Source organism: Gracilibacillus halophilus YIM-C55.5, from assembly GCF_000359605.1.
Classification (GTDB): domain Bacteria; phylum Bacillota; class Bacilli; order Bacillales; family Amphibacillaceae; genus Gracilibacillus; species Gracilibacillus halophilus.
The window spans coordinates 1-17,080 of sequence record NZ_APML01000071.1 but is presented as its reverse complement, the minus strand read 5'-3'; the positions used below and the strand labels follow the sequence as shown (position 1 = coordinate 17,080).

Genomic DNA, 17,080 nt, shown 5'->3' with positions numbered 1-17,080 from the left:
TTTTGATTCACAAGTTTGTTCAGTATGCTGTTAAAGCATCTGAATGTAAGTGCACTTACTAAGATTATACGCTCTATGAGAAAAAAGTCAATCCATGTTGAGCAGAAAAATATGACAGTAAGTGCCGTTTTTATGCTATTTTTATAGCGACTATCTTTTATTATGGATCGAGGGGTGAATCAGTTGACAGGTCAACTAGTTCAATACGGACGACACCGCCAACGCAGGACATACGCACGTATTAGTGAGGTGCTAGATCTTCCGAATTTAATTGAGATTCAAACAGCTTCCTATGAATGGTTTTTAAACGAAGGCTTAAAAGAGATGTTCCAAGATATTTCTCCGATAGAGGATTTTAACGGGAATTTATCCTTGGAATTTGTTGACTACACATTTGAAGAGCCGAAATATCCTGTTGACGAATCAAAAGAGCGAGACGTTACCTATAATGCTCCGCTTCGTGTAAAGGTTCGTTTGTTAAATAACGAAACAGGTGAAGTGAAGGAACAAGAAGTGTTTATGGGAGACTTCCCGTTAATGACAGACACAGGTACCTTTATTATTAATGGTGCTGAACGTGTCATTGTATCGCAACTTGTGCGTTCACCAGGGGTATATTTTAATGACAAAGTGGATAAAAACGGGAAACGTGGCTATACAGCGACTGTTATTCCGAATCGAGGTGCTTGGTTAGAGTTTGAAACGGACGCTAAAGATGTTGTTCACGTTCGCATTGACCGAACGAGAAAGCTCCCAATCACAGTGCTACTACGAGCGCTAGGTTTTGGTGATGATCAAGAGATTCTTGACCTATTCGGTGAAAATCAATTCTTGAAGAACACATTAGAAAAAGATAATACTGAGACTAGTGAAAAAGCGTTGTTAGAAATTTACGAACGCCTAAGACCAGGCGAACCACCAACAGTAGATAGCGCAAAAAGTTTACTTGAATCGAGATTCTTTGATCCGAAACGTTATGATTTGGCGCGCGTTGGTCGTTATAAAGCCAATAAAAAACTTGATATTAAAGAGCGTTTGTTTAATCAAGTCTTAGCAGAACCGTTAGTTGATACGGAGACTGGTGAAGTGATTGCAAACAAAGGCGATAAATTAGATCGGCGCCTGTTGGATAAAATTATGCCAATACTTGACTCGGAAACGGATCGCTTTGGTGAAAAAGTATTGCAACCAGATGAAGGGGTGCTAGAAGATCCAATCCGTGTCCAATCAGTGAAAATTCTTGACCCAACTGATCCAGAAGGTGAAAGAACGTTAAACGTGTTAGGCAATTGCAACGTTGATGAAGATACAAAACATATCACACCAGCTGATATTTTATCTGCTATCAGTTATTTCTTTAATATTTTGCATAACGTAGGCAATACGGATGATATTGATCACTTAGGTAATCGTCGTCTTCGTTCTGTAGGTGAATTGATGCAGAATCAATTCCGTATTGGTTTATCAAGAATGGAGCGAGTAGTTCGTGAGCGTATGTCGATTCAAGATACGTCATCGATTACGCCACAACAGTTAATTAATATTCGTCCGGTCATTGCTTCCATTAAAGAATTCTTTGGTAGTTCACAGTTATCACAATTTATGGATCAAACGAATCCATTAGCAGAGTTGACTCATAAACGTCGTTTGTCTGCGCTTGGACCTGGTGGTTTAACGCGTGAACGTGCTGGTTTTGAAGTGCGTGACGTTCACTATTCTCACTATGGAAGAATGTGTCCAATCGAAACACCAGAAGGTCCGAATATTGGGTTAATTAACTCATTATCTTCCTTTGCCAAGGTAAATAAATTTGGGTTTATCGAAACACCATATCGTCGTATCGACCCAGAAACTGGGCAAGTCACAGACCAATTTGATTATCTTACAGCTGATGAAGAAGATAATTATATCGTAGCGCAAGCAAACGCTAAGCTCGATGAAGAAGGCCGATTTGTAGACGATGAAGTTATTGCAAGGTTCCGTGGTGAAAACACGATCGTTAAACGTGAGAAGCTCGACTATATGGACGTTTCACCAAAACAAGTTGTTTCTGCAGCGACAGCATGTATTCCATTCTTGGAAAACGATGACTCCAACCGTGCGTTAATGGGGGCGAACATGCAGCGTCAAGCAGTGCCACTTCTCGAACCGAAATCTCCAATTGTTGGTACAGGAATGGAGTATGTATCAGGGAAAGACTCTGGTGCTGCGGTTATTTGTAAGCATGAAGGGATTGTCGAACGCGTTGAAGCAAAAGAAGTTCATGTGCGTCGATTGACAAATGTGAATGGAACCGAGGTAGAAGGTGACTTAGATCGCTATCGTTTTCAGAAGTTTATCCGATCTAACCAAGGGTCCTGCTATAATCAACGTCCAATCGTGTCAAAAGGAGACCGCGTCACTCAAGGAGAGATTCTAGCCGATGGTCCATCGATGGAAAAAGGCGAATTGGCATTAGGACAAAATGCGTTAGTAGGATTTATGACATGGGAAGGGTATAACTATGAAGATGCCGTTATCATAAGCGAACGTCTTGTGAAAGATGACGTTTATACATCTATTCATATTGAAGAATATGAATCAGAAGCCCGCGATACGAAGCTAGGACCTGAAGAAATTACTAGAGACATCCCGAATGTTGGTGAAGATGCATTAAGAGACTTAGATGAACGTGGTATTATTCGAGTAGGTGCAGAAGTCGAAGATGGTGACTTACTTGTTGGTAAGGTGACACCAAAAGGGGTAACAGAATTATCAGCAGAAGAACGCTTGCTTCATGCCATTTTCGGCGAGAAAGCTCGTGAAGTACGTGATACATCCTTACGTGTGCCCCATGGAGCTGGCGGCATTGTACTCGATGTCAAAATCTTTAATCGCTCAGATGGTGATGAACTACCACCAGGTGTCAATCAGTTAGTGCGTGTGTACATTGTACAAAAACGTAAGATTCATGAAGGGGATAAAATGGCAGGCCGTCACGGAAACAAAGGTGTTATTTCGAAAATTCTGCCAGAAGAAGATATGCCGTTCTTACCAGATGGCACCCCAATTGATATTATGTTAAACCCATTAGGTGTACCGTCTCGTATGAACATCGGACAAGTGCTTGAGTTACATCTTGGTATGGCAGCACGCGAACTTGGAACGCATGTGGCGTCCCCTGTCTTTGATGGTGCACGTGAAGAAGATGTTTGGGAAACATTAGAAGAAGCGGGATTACCTCGTGATGCCAAATCAATTCTTTATGATGGACGTACGGGCGAACCATTTGATAACCGTGTATCTGTCGGTGTTATGTATATGATTAAACTTTCACATATGGTTGATGATAAGTTGCACGCTCGTTCTACTGGACCATATTCACTTGTAACGCAACAGCCACTTGGTGGTAAAGCGCAATTTGGTGGCCAGCGTTTTGGTGAAATGGAAGTCTGGGCGCTAGAAGCTTATGGCGCAGCTTATACCTTGCAAGAGATTCTAACGGTAAAATCTGACGATACAGTTGGCCGTGTGAGAACATATGAATCAATTGTAAAAGGTGATAACGTACCAGAACCAGGTATTCCTGAATCATTTAAAGTACTCATTAAGGAATTACAGAGTCTCGGCATCGACGTAAAAATGCTTTCAGGAGACGAACAAGAAATTGAAATGAATGACGAAGAGGAAGAAGATACGCAATCAGCTAACACCTTTAATTTAGAAATTGAAGAGACACCTAATTAATTCCATTGATCAGAAGTGAACCAAACAACAGTATGCGCTGTTGTTTGGTTGTTATGAAAACCTAAAGATAAAGGGAGGTTTACCCCTTGCTAGATGTAAATAATTTTGAGTATATGAAGATTGGTCTCGCATCACCAAACAAAATTCGTTCATGGTCTTATGGTGAGGTAAAAAACCAGAAACGATAAACTATCGTACGTTAAAACCTGAAAAAGACGGCTTGTTCTGTGAACGTATTTTTGGACCACAGAAAGATTGGGAATGCCATTGTGGCAAATATAAGCGGGTCCGATATAAAGGCGTTGTTTGTGATCGTTGCGGTGTTGAAGTGACAAAGGCTAAAGTCCGTCGTGAGCGAATGGGCCATATCGAACTTGCAGCTCCCGTATCCCACATCTGGTACTTTAAAGGGATTCCAAGCCGTATGGGACTTGTTCTTGATATGTCTCCGCGCGCATTAGAAGAAGTCATTTATTTTGCTGCATATATTGTGACTGATCCAGGCGATACAGCACTAGAGAGAAAACAATTGTTAAGTGAAAAAGAGTATCGTGCGTATCGTGAAAAGCACGGAAATACATTCCATGCTGATATGGGAGCAGAAGCAATTAAAAAAATATTACAAGATATCGATCTTGATAAAGAAGTAGACTTTTTACGTGAAGAGTTAAAATCAGCGCAAGGTCAACGCCGTACACGTGCGATCAAACGTTTAGAAGTAGTAGAATCCTTCCGTAATTCAGGAAATGATCCGAGTTGGATGATCATGGACGTATTGCCAATCGTCCCACCAGAACTTCGCCCAATGGTTCAATTAGATGGTGGCCGTTTTGCTACTTCAGATTTGAATGACCTATACCGTCGTGTCATTAATCGTAATAACCGTTTGAAGCGTTTGTTGGACTTAGGTGCTCCTAGTATTATTGTTCAAAATGAGAAACGTATGCTACAAGAAGCAGTCGATGCATTGATTGATAACGGAAGAAGAGGTCGACCTGTGACAGGGCCTGGCAACCGACCGTTGAAATCTCTTTCTCATATGCTAAAAGGGAAACAAGGTCGTTTCCGCCAAAACTTACTTGGTAAACGTGTTGACTATTCTGGACGTTCGGTTATCGTTGTTGGACCTCAATTGAAGATGTATCAATGTGGATTGCCAAGAGAAATGGCTGTCGAATTATTTAAGCCATTTATCATGAAAGAATTAGTTGAGCGAGGCTTAGCTCACAATATTAAATCAGCGAAGCGAAAAATTGAACGCTTGCATGAGGAAGTATGGGATGTTCTTGAAGACGTGATTAAAGACCACCCGGTACTATTAAACCGTGCGCCGACACTTCACCGTTTAGGTATTCAAGCGTTTGAACCAACGCTAGTGGATGGTCGTGCGATTCGCTTACACCCACTCGTTTGTACGGCATACAACGCCGACTTCGACGGTGACCAAATGGCCGTTCACGTACCATTGTCAGCTGAAGCGCAATCGGAAGCACGTATATTAATGCTTGCAGCGCAAAACATTTTAAATCCAAAAGACGGAAATCCAGTTGTAACGCCGTCACAAGACATGGTGTTAGGTAATTATTACTTAACGATGGAACGTGGAAATGCAATCGGTGAAGGCATGGTGTTTAAAGATTTAAACGAAGCACTTATGGCTTATCAAAGTGGTTATGTTCATTTACACTCCCGTGTAGCGATCGACCCTCAATCATTAAATAAAGAAACATTTACAGAAGAACAGAATCAGAAATTGATGATGACAACTGTAGGTAAACTTATCTTTAATGATATGTTACCTGAGTCGTTCCCATATATGAACGAACCAACACCATCGAACTTAGAAGATGCGACGCCAGATAAATACTTTGTTGAAAAAGGTGGCAATGTTCGCGAAGCAATCAATAACTTAGAGTTGTTACCACCATTCAAGAAAGGCATTTTTGGTGACATTATTGCAGAAGTCTTTAAACGGTTTAAGATTAGTGAGACATCTAAAATGCTAGACCGTATGAAAGACTTAGGATTTTATTATTCCACCAAAGCAGGTATTACAGTTGGTGTATCGGATATTGTTGTATTAGCTGAGAAAGAACACATTCTGCAAGATGCACAGGAAAAAGTGGATAAAGTCACGAAGCAATTCCGTAGAGGTTTAATTACGGATGAAGAACGTTATGATCGCGTGATTTCTGTTTGGTCAAAAGCAAAAGATGACATTCAAGAAAAGCTTATGGAATCCTTGAATCCACGAAACCCAATTTACATGATGAGTGATTCAGGTGCGCGTGGTAATGCTTCAAACTTTACACAACTTGCAGGGATGCGTGGCCTTATGGCGAACCCATCTGGTCGAATTATCGAGCTACCAATCAAATCAAGCTTCCGTGAAGGGCTAACTGTACTTGAATACTTTATTTCTACACACGGTGCTCGTAAAGGTCTAGCGGATACGGCATTGAAGACAGCAGACTCTGGTTATTTGACCCGTCGTCTGGTCGATGTCGCACAAGATGTTATCATCCGCGAAGACGACTGTGGAACAGATCGTGGACTCACGGTAGCAGCTGTTCAAGAAGGGACAGAAATGATCGAACCATTATTTGATCGTCTCCTAGGAAGAACAGCATTCCAAAACGTGTATCATCCAGAGACGAAAGAATTGCTTGTTGGCAAAAACGAATTGATTACAGAAGATATTGCCAAAGAAATTGTTGATGCTGGAATCGAGGAAGTGATGATTCGTAGCGTCTTCACATGTAACACGAACCACGGCGCATGTAAGAAATGTTATGGCCGTAACTTAGCTACTGGTGACGAAGTGGAAGTAGGCGAAGCTGTCGGTATTATTGCTGCCCAATCTATTGGTGAACCAGGTACACAGCTAACCATGCGTACATTCCACACTGGTGGTGTAGCAGGAAGTGACATTACCCAAGGTTTACCGCGTATTCAAGAGATTTTCGAAGCGCGTAATCCGAAAGGGCAAGCCGTTATATCCGAAGTGTTCGGAACCGTGCAAAGTGTTGAAGAAGTGAAAGATAGACAAGAGATTGTCGTACAAGGAGAAGTTGAATCGAAGACCTATACCGCTCCATATGGTGCTCGATTAAAAGTTTCAGAAGGCGATCAAGTAGAAGCAGGCCAGCCGTTAACAGAAGGCTCTATTGATCCGAAAGAATTACTGAAAGTCCAAGGCTTAGATGGCGTACAAACATACCTCTTGAAAGAAGTTCAGAAGGTATATCGTATGCAAGGGGTTGAAATTGGCGATAAACACGTAGAAGTGATGGTTCGTCAAATGATGAGAAAAGTACGTGTTGCAGATGCTGGAGATACTGATGTATTACCAGGGTCCTTGCTTGAAATTCATCAGTTTAAAGAGGCGAATAAACGTGCGTTGTTATCAGGTGGTCAACCAGCAGTAGGTAAACCGATCTTACTTGGTATTACAAAAGCATCGTTAGAAACGGATTCCTTCTTATCAGCAGCGTCCTTCCAAGAAACAACTAGAGTGCTTACTGATGCTGCGATTAAAGGAAAACGTGACGAACTTCTTGGCTTGAAAGAGAATGTGATTATCGGTAAACTGGTTCCAGCAGGTACAGGTATGCAACGATATCGCCAAATCCAAGAAGATGTGGCCGAAGAAGTAGTGCCGGCCGAGGAAGAAGATGCATCCGAAGAAGTTACACCATAATTCCAATGAATGAAGACAAGGGGAAAAACGGAAGTACTTTACGATTATCTCATAAACTTTTTTATGAAAAGTTGACATCGAAATAAGGTGATGATAGTATATGTAAGGTGCTTCTGTTAACCTTGTTGCTTTGGAGGATATGAATATGTCTTATGAAAAAGTGGCAATGGGTAAAGATCAAGTCATAATCGGAACAAAGCAAACAGTAAAGGCCATGAAAAATGGCAATGCTCAAGAAGTCATTTTAGCTCGTGATGCAGATGAACACGTTACGGCTAAGGTGTTACATGTAGCAAACGAGTATGAAATTCCATATTCTTATGTCAACTCTATGAAAAGGTTAGGCAAAACATGTGGAATTGAAGTAGGAGCAGCAGCCGTGGCAATTAAACGGTAGTTTTTGCAAACAATAACCTGTTTGCGAAGGCTTTGTTTTTTGCCTTTTTATGAACCACCTGGATGTGTGGTATTACATGAACTATAAAATGAAGGGAGGATAATGATATGCCAACAATTAATCAATTGGTACGTAAAGGCCGTGTCACAAAACCAAAGAAATATGATTCACCTGCATTAAATAAAGGTTATAATAGCCATAGAAAAATTGCGACAGATCACTCTGCGCCACAAAAACGTGGTGTGTGCACTCGTGTCGGTACGCTTACTCCAAAGAAACCGAACTCATCACTTCGTAAATATGCACGTGTACGCTTGTCTAACCAAATTGAGGTAACAGCGTATATTCCAGGGATTGGACATAACTTGCAAGAGCATAGTGTTGTTTTAATTCGTGGTGGACGTGTAAAAGACTTACCGGGTGTTCGTTATCATATTGTTCGTGGCGCACTTGATACTTCAGGTGTTGAAGGACGTAAACAAGGTCGTTCAAAATATGGTACGAAAAAACCTAAAAAATAAGCAGTTATAAACAGATCTAGTAACTTTTCTAGAAGAAAGGAGGGGGAGATATGCCACGTAAGGGACCAGTACCAAAGCGTGATGTCTTGCCAGATCCGCTATATCAATCAAAGCTTGTTACACGTTTGATCAATCAGATTATGATCCACGGAAAAAGAGGAAAAGCACAAAAAATCTTATACCGTGCATTTGAACTTGTTGAAGAACGTAGCGGTCAAAAAGCAATGGATGTATTTGAAGAAGCAATGAAAAACGTTATGCCAGTACTTGAAGTACGCGCACGTCGTGTAGGCGGTTCTAACTACCAAGTACCAGTTGAAGTTCGTCCAGAAAGACGTCAAGCACTAGGATTGCGTTACATCGTAAACTATGCACGTCTTCGCGGAGAGAATTCAATGGAAGAACGTTTGGCTAATGAGATATTAGATGCTTCTAATAATACAGGTGCTTCCGTTAAGCGACGCGAAGATATGCACAAGATGGCAGAAGCGAACAAAGCATTCGCACATTATCGCTGGTAATAAATTTTATAACTTTATTGTAGGAAGGAGAAAGATGCATGCCTAGAGAGTTCTCCTTGGAGAATACACGTAATATTGGTATCATGGCACACATTGATGCCGGTAAGACAACTGCAACTGAACGTATTTTGTTCTATACGGGAAGAATTCACAAAATCGGTGAAACACACGAAGGTGCTTCCCAAATGGACTGGATGAAGCAGGAACAAGATCGTGGTATTACCATTACGTCGGCAGCGACAACTGCACAATGGAAAGGTCATCGAATTAATATTATTGACACACCTGGACACGTCGACTTTACTGTTGAGGTGGAACGTTCCTTGCGTGTTCTTGATGGCTCTGTTGCTGTATTAGACGCGCAATCTGGTGTTGAACCACAGACAGAAACCGTTTGGCGCCAAGCAACAACTTATGGCGTTCCGCGTATTGTATTTGTCAATAAGATGGATAAGGTCGGCGCGGACTTCTTATATTCTGTAAGCACATTAGGTGATCGTCTAGGTGCTAATGCTCATCCTGTACAACTTCCTATTGGTGCAGAAGATAACTTTGAAGGTATCATTGATCTTGTCACTATGGAAGCTTATTATTACATGGACGATTTAGGTACTCGTGCAGAAGCAAGACCAATTCCTGATGAGTACAAGGAACAGGCTGAAAAATATCGTTCAAGTCTTGTTGAAGCAGTTGCTGAATTAGATGAAGACCTTATGATGCGTTACTTAGAAGGTGATGAAATCTCAAATGATGAACTGCGCCAAGGTATTCGTCAAGCAACGCTAGATGTTGAATTCTACCCTGTATTTTGTGGTTCCGCATTTAAGAATAAAGGGGTTCAACTATTAATCGATGGTGTGGTTGACTATCTTCCATCACCACTAAATATTCCTCCAATTGAAGGTCATGTACCTGGTACAGAAGAGGAAATTGTTCGTAAAGCAGACGATAACGAGCCTTTCTCTGCATTGGCATTTAAAGTGGCGACTGATCCATTTGTTGGTAAAATCACATTCTTCCGTGTGTATTCAGGTACTTTAAATTCTGGATCTTACGTGAAGAACTCAACAAAGGACCACCGTGAACGGGTTGGCCGAATCTTGCAGATGCACGCCAATTCAAGAGAGGAAATCTCAACGGTTTATGCTGGTGACATCGCGGCAGGCGTTGGATTGAAGAAAACGGCAACGGGTGATACGCTCTGTGATGAGAAAAGCGTTGTTATCCTTGAATCAATGGATTTCCCTGAGCCAGTTATTTCTGTTGCCATTGAACCAAAGTCAAAAGCTGACCAAGATAAGATGGCGACAGCCCTTGGTAAGTTGTCTGAAGAAGACCCGACTTTTAAAGCTGAAACAAACGAAGAGACGGGTCAAACGATTATTTCAGGTATGGGTGAATTACACTTAGACATTATCGTTGATCGACTCAAACTTGAATTCAAGGTCGAAGCAAATGTTGGTGCACCACAGGTATCTTACCGTGAAACATTCCGCTCCTCTGCAGAAGTGGAAGGTAAGTTCATTCGCCAATCTGGTGGTCGTGGTCAATATGGTCACGTTCACGTCCGTTTTGAGCCAAATGAGGAAGGTAAAGGCTTCGAATTTGTTAACAAAATCGTTGGTGGTGTCGTACCACGTGAATACATCCCATCCGTTGAATCTGGTATTAAAGAGGCAATGGAAAACGGGGTGCTAGCTGGATATCCTCTCGTTGACGTGAAAGCGACTCTGTTTGATGGAAGCTATCACGATGTTGACTCAAACGAAACGGCATTTAAAGTAGCCGCATCAATGGCGCTTAAAGAAGCGAAAAACAAGTGTAATCCAGTTCTACTTGAACCAATGATGAAAGTGGAAGTAGTGATCCCTGAAGAATATATGGGTGACATTATGGGTGATGTTACATCTCGTCGTGGACGTGTAGATGGAATGGAAGCACGTGGACCTTCACAAGTTGTGAAAGCATATGTTCCACTATCTGAAATGTTTGGTTATGCGACCACTCTACGTTCCAATACACAAGGACGCGGAACATACACTATGCACTTTGATCACTATGCAGAAGTACCAAAGAGTATTTCTGAAGAGATTATTAAGAAAAACGCTGGAGAATAATTGATTTTTTCTCTAAAATCACGTATAACTTGTATTGTAAGCTTAGAAATGTCCTTTCTAAGCTGAGATACATGTAAATATAAACTTTTACTTAATTAAAGGAGGAACTATAAATGAGCAAAGAAAAATTTGACCGCTCCAAAGACCACGTGAATATTGGTACTATTGGACACGTTGACCATGGTAAAACAACACTTACAGCAGCAATCACAACTGTTCTCCATAACCAGTCTGGTTCTGGTGAAGCACAAGCATATGAAGATATTGACGGTGCACCAGAAGAACAAGAACGTGGAATCACGATCTCTACTGCACACGTAGAGTATGAAACTGACAATCGTCACTATGCACACGTTGACTGCCCAGGACACGCTGACTATGTTAAAAACATGATCACTGGTGCAGCGCAAATGGACGGTGCTATCCTTGTTGTATCTGCAGCAGATGGCCCAATGCCACAGACTCGTGAGCACATCCTATTATCTCGTCAGGTAGGCGTACCTGCAATTGTTGTATTCTTGAACAAATGTGACATGGTAGATGACGAAGAACTTCTAGAACTAGTAGAAATGGAAGTACGTGATCTATTAAGTGAATATGACTTCCCTGGAGATGACATTCCAGTAATTAAAGGATCTGCACTTCAAGCAATTGAAGGTGAAGAGCAATACGTTAACGCGATTGTTGAATTAATGCAAGCAGTAGATGATTACATCCCTCGTCCTGACCGTGACACTGAAAAACCATTCATGATGCCAGTAGAGGACGTATTCTCTATCACTGGTCGTGGTACAGTTGCAACTGGCCGTGTTGAGCGTGGAATGGTTCAAGTTGGTGACGATGTAGAGATTATTGGTCTTAATGATGAAGCACAAAAATCTACTGTTACTGGTGTAGAAATGTTCCGTAAGCTTCTAGATTATGCTGAAGCAGGTGACAACATCGGTGCACTTCTTCGTGGTGTAGCTCGTGAAGAAATTAACCGTGGCCAAGTAATTGCAAAGCCAGGTTCAATTACACCGCATACAAACTTCAAAGCTGAAGTTTATGTACTAGCAAAAGACGAAGGTGGTCGTCATACACCATTCTTCTCAAACTATCGTCCGCAATTCTATTTCCGTACGACTGACGTAACAGGCGTTATTGAACTTCCAGATGGTGTGGAAATGGTTATGCCTGGAGATAACGTAGAAATGACAGTTGAATTGATTTCTCCAATCGCGATCGAGGATGGAACGAAATTCTCTATCCGTGAAGGTGGACGTACTGTAGGTGCAGGCGTTGTATCTGAAATCATTAAGTAAGCAATGAGTCAAAGAAAGTCACCCCAATTTGTCCTAATGACAATTGGGGTGATTTTTTTGTTATTAACACAGGATATATGACTGCAGGCTATATTCTAATAAAGAGATTTACGTCAAATAGAAGAAATGAAGGCAGTTGTTTGCATAGAAAATCAATAAATACTTCAAATAGTCGAGCAGATAGCAGCTATTTGCATGAAAAATTGATATATGCGTCAAATAAAAAGTTGACGAGGTATTATTTGCATCGAAAACGATTATACACGTCAAATGAGAGGCTGACGAGTTTTTGTTTGCATCGAATATTTATTTATCCCGCAAATCAGTTATCGAGATAAAGGTGTTTGCATTATAAGTGGAGACTAGGTGTTCTTGAGGAAAACGAATGATTGTAACGAATTTATGGATTTCAATTTTATCATTAATTTAAAACCCCCACCAAAAGTATAATGAATGAAGCTCTCACGATTGATGGGAGTTTTTTATTTTGGTTTTACATAGATTTTTCACTTACATCATTTTTCATATTCACCATTTTATAAGGATACTACTGGTATATCTCTTCTTCCGTGTATACCTCATTTTCAATAATTTCTTCATCGATATTATCTTGGTTAATTAACGTTGGTTCTAAAAGTATAGTAGGTATGTCTTTACTTTCGTTGTTAATGGTAGTATCCGTTGATATGTCTTCTTCCTTATGAATATTCATGGCTAAACTTGCTGCTTGTTTAGCAATGGTATCGATCGGTTTATAGACCGTTATTGCCTGTGTGCCATTTACAATTCGTTGAAGCGCTTCTAGCTCTGCATCCTGACCTGACACTGGCATGTTTCCAGCTTGATTACCAATTGCCTCGATGGCACCACCTGCCGTTCCATCATTTGCAGCAATGATTCCATTCAATGGTTGATTGGCTCCTTCTAAATAAGTTGATAATTGTTCTTGTGCAGTTTCTGGTGACCACCCTTCGGTAAACTGGTCATATACAAGTTGAATATCACCTGATTCAATGAAAGGTTCTAGTACCCGCATACTCCCTTCTCGTAGCATTTTAGCATTATTATCAGATTCAGCACCGCCTATATAAGCTACATTCCCTTCTGCTATTCTATCAACAATGGCTTGTGCTTGTAATTCACCTACTTTCTCGTTGTCAAACGATATATAATAGTCGACATTCGCGTTTAAGACTAATCGGTCATAAGAAACAACGGGTACATTCGCTTCATTCGCTAACTCGACGGCTTCAGCGGCTTTCGTAGCATCAGTAGGTACAATCACTAATACGTCAACACCTTCATTTAACAATAATTTCACTTGTTCAAGTTGCACCTCGTGACTACCATTGGCGGCTAAGGTTTTCACTTTTCCACCTAAATTGGTAACCTCTTTTTCAAAAGCTTCTTTATCTTGATACCAACGATCTTCCCTTAACGTATCAAGTGCAAAACCAACGTAAGTAGTATCTTTATTTTCCATTAATTTTTGATCGGTTTGTTCTTGTCCCGCACGATCTTGATTATTTGAACATGCGACGAGAAGCAAAAGGCTAAGTAAAATAAAACAAATTTTCTTCATGTTTGTTCTCCTTTCTTTTTTAAGAGACTAATAATCAAAACGAGCAATTAGTTGATTCATGCGGTGAACTAATGTCTGTAACTCTTCTGTACCGTCAGCAACTTGTTGAATCGCATCTTTTTGTTCAGAAGATGATGCAGAAATTTCTTCTGTACCTGCAGCAGACTCCTCAGAGATAGCAGCTATATGTTCAACCGACTGATTGATTTCATCGCTTGCAGTTTGAAATTCGGTTAATGCAGAAGAAATGTCATCGATCCGTTTCGACATGTCTGTGATCTTATCATTAATATCAAAGAAGTATTGCCCGGATGTTTCAATTTGTTGTTTGCCTTTATTAACTTCAGTGAAACCATGGTTTAAATCATGAACCATGACTTGAATTTCATCTTGAATATTTCGAATCGTACTTGTAATATTTTCTGATGTTTGACTGACTTCCTCCGCTAATTTACGCACTTCTTCAGCTACAACAGCGAACCCTTTCCCTGCTTCGCCAGCCCTCGAGGCTTCAATGGAAGCATTAAGTGCTAAAAGGTTTGTTTGTTCAGCGATTGATTGAATCATGCCAACAAATTCAGAGATGGCATTTGTTTGTTTCTCTAAACCTTCTACTTTCTCAACAGATCCTTTGACAGTATCGGTGATCGTATGTATTTGTTCTAAAGACTGTTGCATTTGTTGATTGCCATTAGATGATACATCTTGAATTTCTGTGGAAACGGTGACTAACCTATCCCCATTTTGACTGGCCTGGTAGATACGATCATTAAAATCTTTTGTTTTTTCAGAAATTGTGCTTGCTTCATCTGCTTGGTTGGTGGCGCCATTAGCCAACTCTTCAATCGTTTGTGAAATCTGTTCACTACCTTCTTTAATGTCAGAAGAGTTACTAGCGAATGTGTCCATATTCTGGTTGACGTTTTGTGCGATCGATGAAATCTCATGAATCATATTTTGCAAGCTATCCTTCATTCGATTTACTGCACGTGATAACTGAGCAACCTCGCTTTTCCCTTGGTCATCTAGAGATGGTGTGTTAAGTTGACCGTTCGCAATGGCATCACTCGTTTCTACGACAGCATGTAATCGACGTTGAATGGATCGGGTGACAAAATAAATTAAAATGATAGATATAATCATGGAAAGAAGGATAGAAATGATTAAAGTCATAATTGTTGTACCTATGCCTTGCTCTGCTTGATTAATGGCATGATTATTAGATTCTATCGCTTGATTTGTTAATTGCTCTCCCAAATTCATGGTTTCTTCTTTCATCGTACTTGCCTCAGTTTGCAATTCATTGAACTGTGCGGTATTAATTTGTTGTACATTGGGAACAATTCTGCTGAAGTAATACTCATCTAAAGCATCGTTGTTTTCCATGATCTGATAAAAGATTTCCTTTTGTTCACTGGTTGAAAGCAGAGGCTCTATATTCCTTGCTGTATTAACAAATGATTGACTTAAATCAAGGTAACTTTGCAGTCGGTCACTATTCTCGTCAATAATATATTCTGGTACATTCAAATATTTTTCTTGATAGAGTGACATAAGCTGCGATACGTTTGTCATCAATTCGTTTTTCGTTCTTGTTTCTTGAATGGATTGGTTTGCACTCGTTAATAACCAATATGTAGTTATAACGGATATGGTAAAAGTGATTAACACAATACCAAATATAATCCCGTATTTGCTACCAATCGATCGGTTACTCCAAAATTTTCTTCCTTTCATGTTGTCGGTTCCCCCTTCATATATAGTAGACTACTTTTTAAGCGACCGTTTATTATATCGGTAATATGACAAAAATGATAAAAATGGAAAGGGCTATCACAAAAAAATATAAAAAAATTGTGCTACACCTTGCAATTTCAGTGGTGGTTTAATATAATGTAGAATGTTGGTTAAAAGCAGGCGATGATGCGGAAGGTTGTTGGCACACCCGGCCCCTTTGCCATGGCGGGCGTGCGAAGGAATTTTCGCGGAGAATGTCTATTTAACAAAATGGGCGAAAAAGGAGGGTAAATAATGGCAAATGAGAAAATTAGAATTCGTTTAAAAGCATATGAACACCGTGTGCTTGATCAATCTGCGGATAAAATCGTAGATACAGCAAAACGTTCAGGTGCAGGCGTATCAGGACCGATCCCGCTACCAACAGAAAGATCGGTTTATACTGTTTTGCGTGCAACACATAAATTTAAAGATGCGCGTGAACAATTTGAAATGCGTACACACAAGCGTTTGATTGACATTGTGAGTCCAACGCCAAAAACGGTAGATGCACTCATGCGTTTAGACTTACCGTCTGGTGTAGACATTGAAATTAAATTATAATTTATAAATATTGAGGAGGTGTAACGGATGACGAAAGGAATCTTAGGTCGCAAAGTCGGCATGACGCAACTTTTCTCTGAAGAAGGCGAACTATTGCCGGTCACTGTTGTTCAAGCAGATCCTAACATTGTTTTGCAAAAACGTAGTGAAGAAAACGACGGTTATGAAGCAATTCAATTAGGCGTTAGTGATAAAAAGGCGTCTCAAACAAATGAACCAGAAAAAGGTCATGCTGAGAAAGCAAACACTACTCCTAAGCGCTTCGTTCGTGAAATCCGTGACGTAAACCTTGAAGACTATGAAGTAGGTCAAGAGGTAAACGTAGAGATTTTTGAACCAGGAGAGAAAATTGACGTAACAGGAACTTCAAAAGGGAAAGGGTTCCAAGGCGCGATTAAACGACACAACCAAGGACGCGGACCGGAAACACACGGTTCTCATTTCCATAGAAGTCCAGGTGGCATGGGTGCAATGGAACCAATGCGCGTCTTTAAAGGTAAGAAACTTCCTGGGCAAATGGGCGGAAGCCAAGTAACCATTCAAAACTTGGAAGTCGTGAAAGTAGATACTGAACGTAACATTCTACTAATTAAAGGGAATGTACCAGGCGCGAAGAAATCGTTCGTTGAAATTACGAGTGCAGTTAAGGCTAGTGAATAATTGATCGAAAGGAGGATATGTCATGCCTAAAGTAGCACTATATAACCAAAGTGGATCGCAAGTAGGAGATGTCGAAGTAAATGATGCCGTTTTTGGCATTGAGCCAAATGAGCATGTATTGCATGAAGCTGTTGTTATGCAACAAGCGTCCTTGCGACAAGGTACTCATGCAACAAAGACTCGTGGAAACGTTAGTGGCGGCGGTCGCAAGC

At 40.6% G+C, this 17,080-nt stretch carries 11 protein-coding genes and 1 pseudogene; 10 read left to right on the top strand and 2 right to left on the bottom strand.

What is annotated here, in order from left to right:
* Window positions 1–183: 183 nt before the first annotated feature.
* From rpoB to tuf, 7 genes and pseudogenes are all read left to right on the top strand, one after another.
* Window positions 184–3,726 (top strand): DNA-directed RNA polymerase subunit beta, encoded by a 3,543-nt coding sequence (gene rpoB, locus J416_RS13090; RefSeq protein WP_003473409.1) that lies wholly within the window; start codon window positions 184–186, stop codon window positions 3,724–3,726.
* Window positions 3,727–3,812: 86 nt separating this feature from the next.
* Window positions 3,813–7,426, top strand: a pseudogene (gene rpoC / locus J416_RS13085) (DNA-directed RNA polymerase subunit beta').
* A gap of 145 nt (window positions 7,427–7,571) precedes the next feature.
* Window positions 7,572–7,823, top strand: a complete 252-nt coding sequence (locus J416_RS13080; RefSeq protein ID WP_003473403.1) for a 50S ribosomal protein L7ae-like protein — start codon at window positions 7,572–7,574, stop codon at window positions 7,821–7,823.
* A gap of 107 nt (window positions 7,824–7,930) precedes the next feature.
* Window positions 7,931–8,344 carry a 30S ribosomal protein S12 gene (gene rpsL / locus J416_RS13075; protein ID WP_003473401.1) on the top strand — a complete coding sequence of 138 codons (414 nt, stop codon included), beginning with the start codon at window positions 7,931–7,933 and terminating at the stop codon, window positions 8,342–8,344.
* Between the two features lie 50 nt (window positions 8,345–8,394).
* Window positions 8,395–8,865 (top strand): 30S ribosomal protein S7, encoded by a 471-nt coding sequence (rpsG, locus tag J416_RS13070; RefSeq protein ID WP_003473400.1) that lies wholly within the window; start codon window positions 8,395–8,397, stop codon window positions 8,863–8,865.
* Between the two features lie 38 nt (window positions 8,866–8,903).
* Window positions 8,904–10,982 (top strand): elongation factor G, encoded by a 2,079-nt coding sequence (fusA, locus tag J416_RS13065; RefSeq protein WP_003473399.1) that lies wholly within the window; start codon window positions 8,904–8,906, stop codon window positions 10,980–10,982.
* A gap of 113 nt (window positions 10,983–11,095) precedes the next feature.
* Complete coding sequence (gene tuf / locus J416_RS13060; protein ID WP_003473398.1) at window positions 11,096–12,286, top strand: elongation factor Tu; 1,191 nt, start codon at window positions 11,096–11,098, stop codon at window positions 12,284–12,286.
* Between the two features lie 547 nt (window positions 12,287–12,833).
* Here the strand turns inward: tuf and J416_RS13055 are convergent.
* Both J416_RS13055 and J416_RS13050 read right to left on the bottom strand, forming a co-directional pair.
* A complete protein-coding gene (locus tag J416_RS13055; RefSeq protein ID WP_003473397.1) occupies window positions 12,834–13,868 on the bottom strand; it encodes a sugar ABC transporter substrate-binding protein in 1,035 nt (344 codons plus the stop codon).
* Window positions 13,869–13,895: 27 nt separating this feature from the next.
* Window positions 13,896–15,605, bottom strand: a complete 1,710-nt coding sequence (locus tag J416_RS13050) for a methyl-accepting chemotaxis protein (RefSeq protein ID WP_003473396.1) — start codon at window positions 15,603–15,605, stop codon at window positions 13,896–13,898.
* A 294-nt stretch (window positions 15,606–15,899) separates the two neighbouring features.
* Here J416_RS13050 and rpsJ point away from each other — a divergent pair, with 294 nt between their 5' ends.
* The 3 genes from rpsJ to rplD all read left to right on the top strand — a co-directional run.
* A complete protein-coding gene (gene rpsJ, locus J416_RS13045; RefSeq protein ID WP_003473395.1) occupies window positions 15,900–16,208 on the top strand; it encodes a 30S ribosomal protein S10 in 309 nt (102 codons plus the stop codon).
* Between the two features lie 27 nt (window positions 16,209–16,235).
* Window positions 16,236–16,868: a 50S ribosomal protein L3 gene (rplC, locus tag J416_RS13040; protein ID WP_003473394.1), complete on the top strand. Its 633-nt coding sequence runs from the start codon at window positions 16,236–16,238 to the stop codon at window positions 16,866–16,868.
* A gap of 22 nt (window positions 16,869–16,890) precedes the next feature.
* Window positions 16,891–17,080, top strand: a 190-nt coding sequence (gene rplD, locus J416_RS13035; protein WP_003473393.1) for a 50S ribosomal protein L4, incomplete at its 3' end; no start/stop codon positions are given.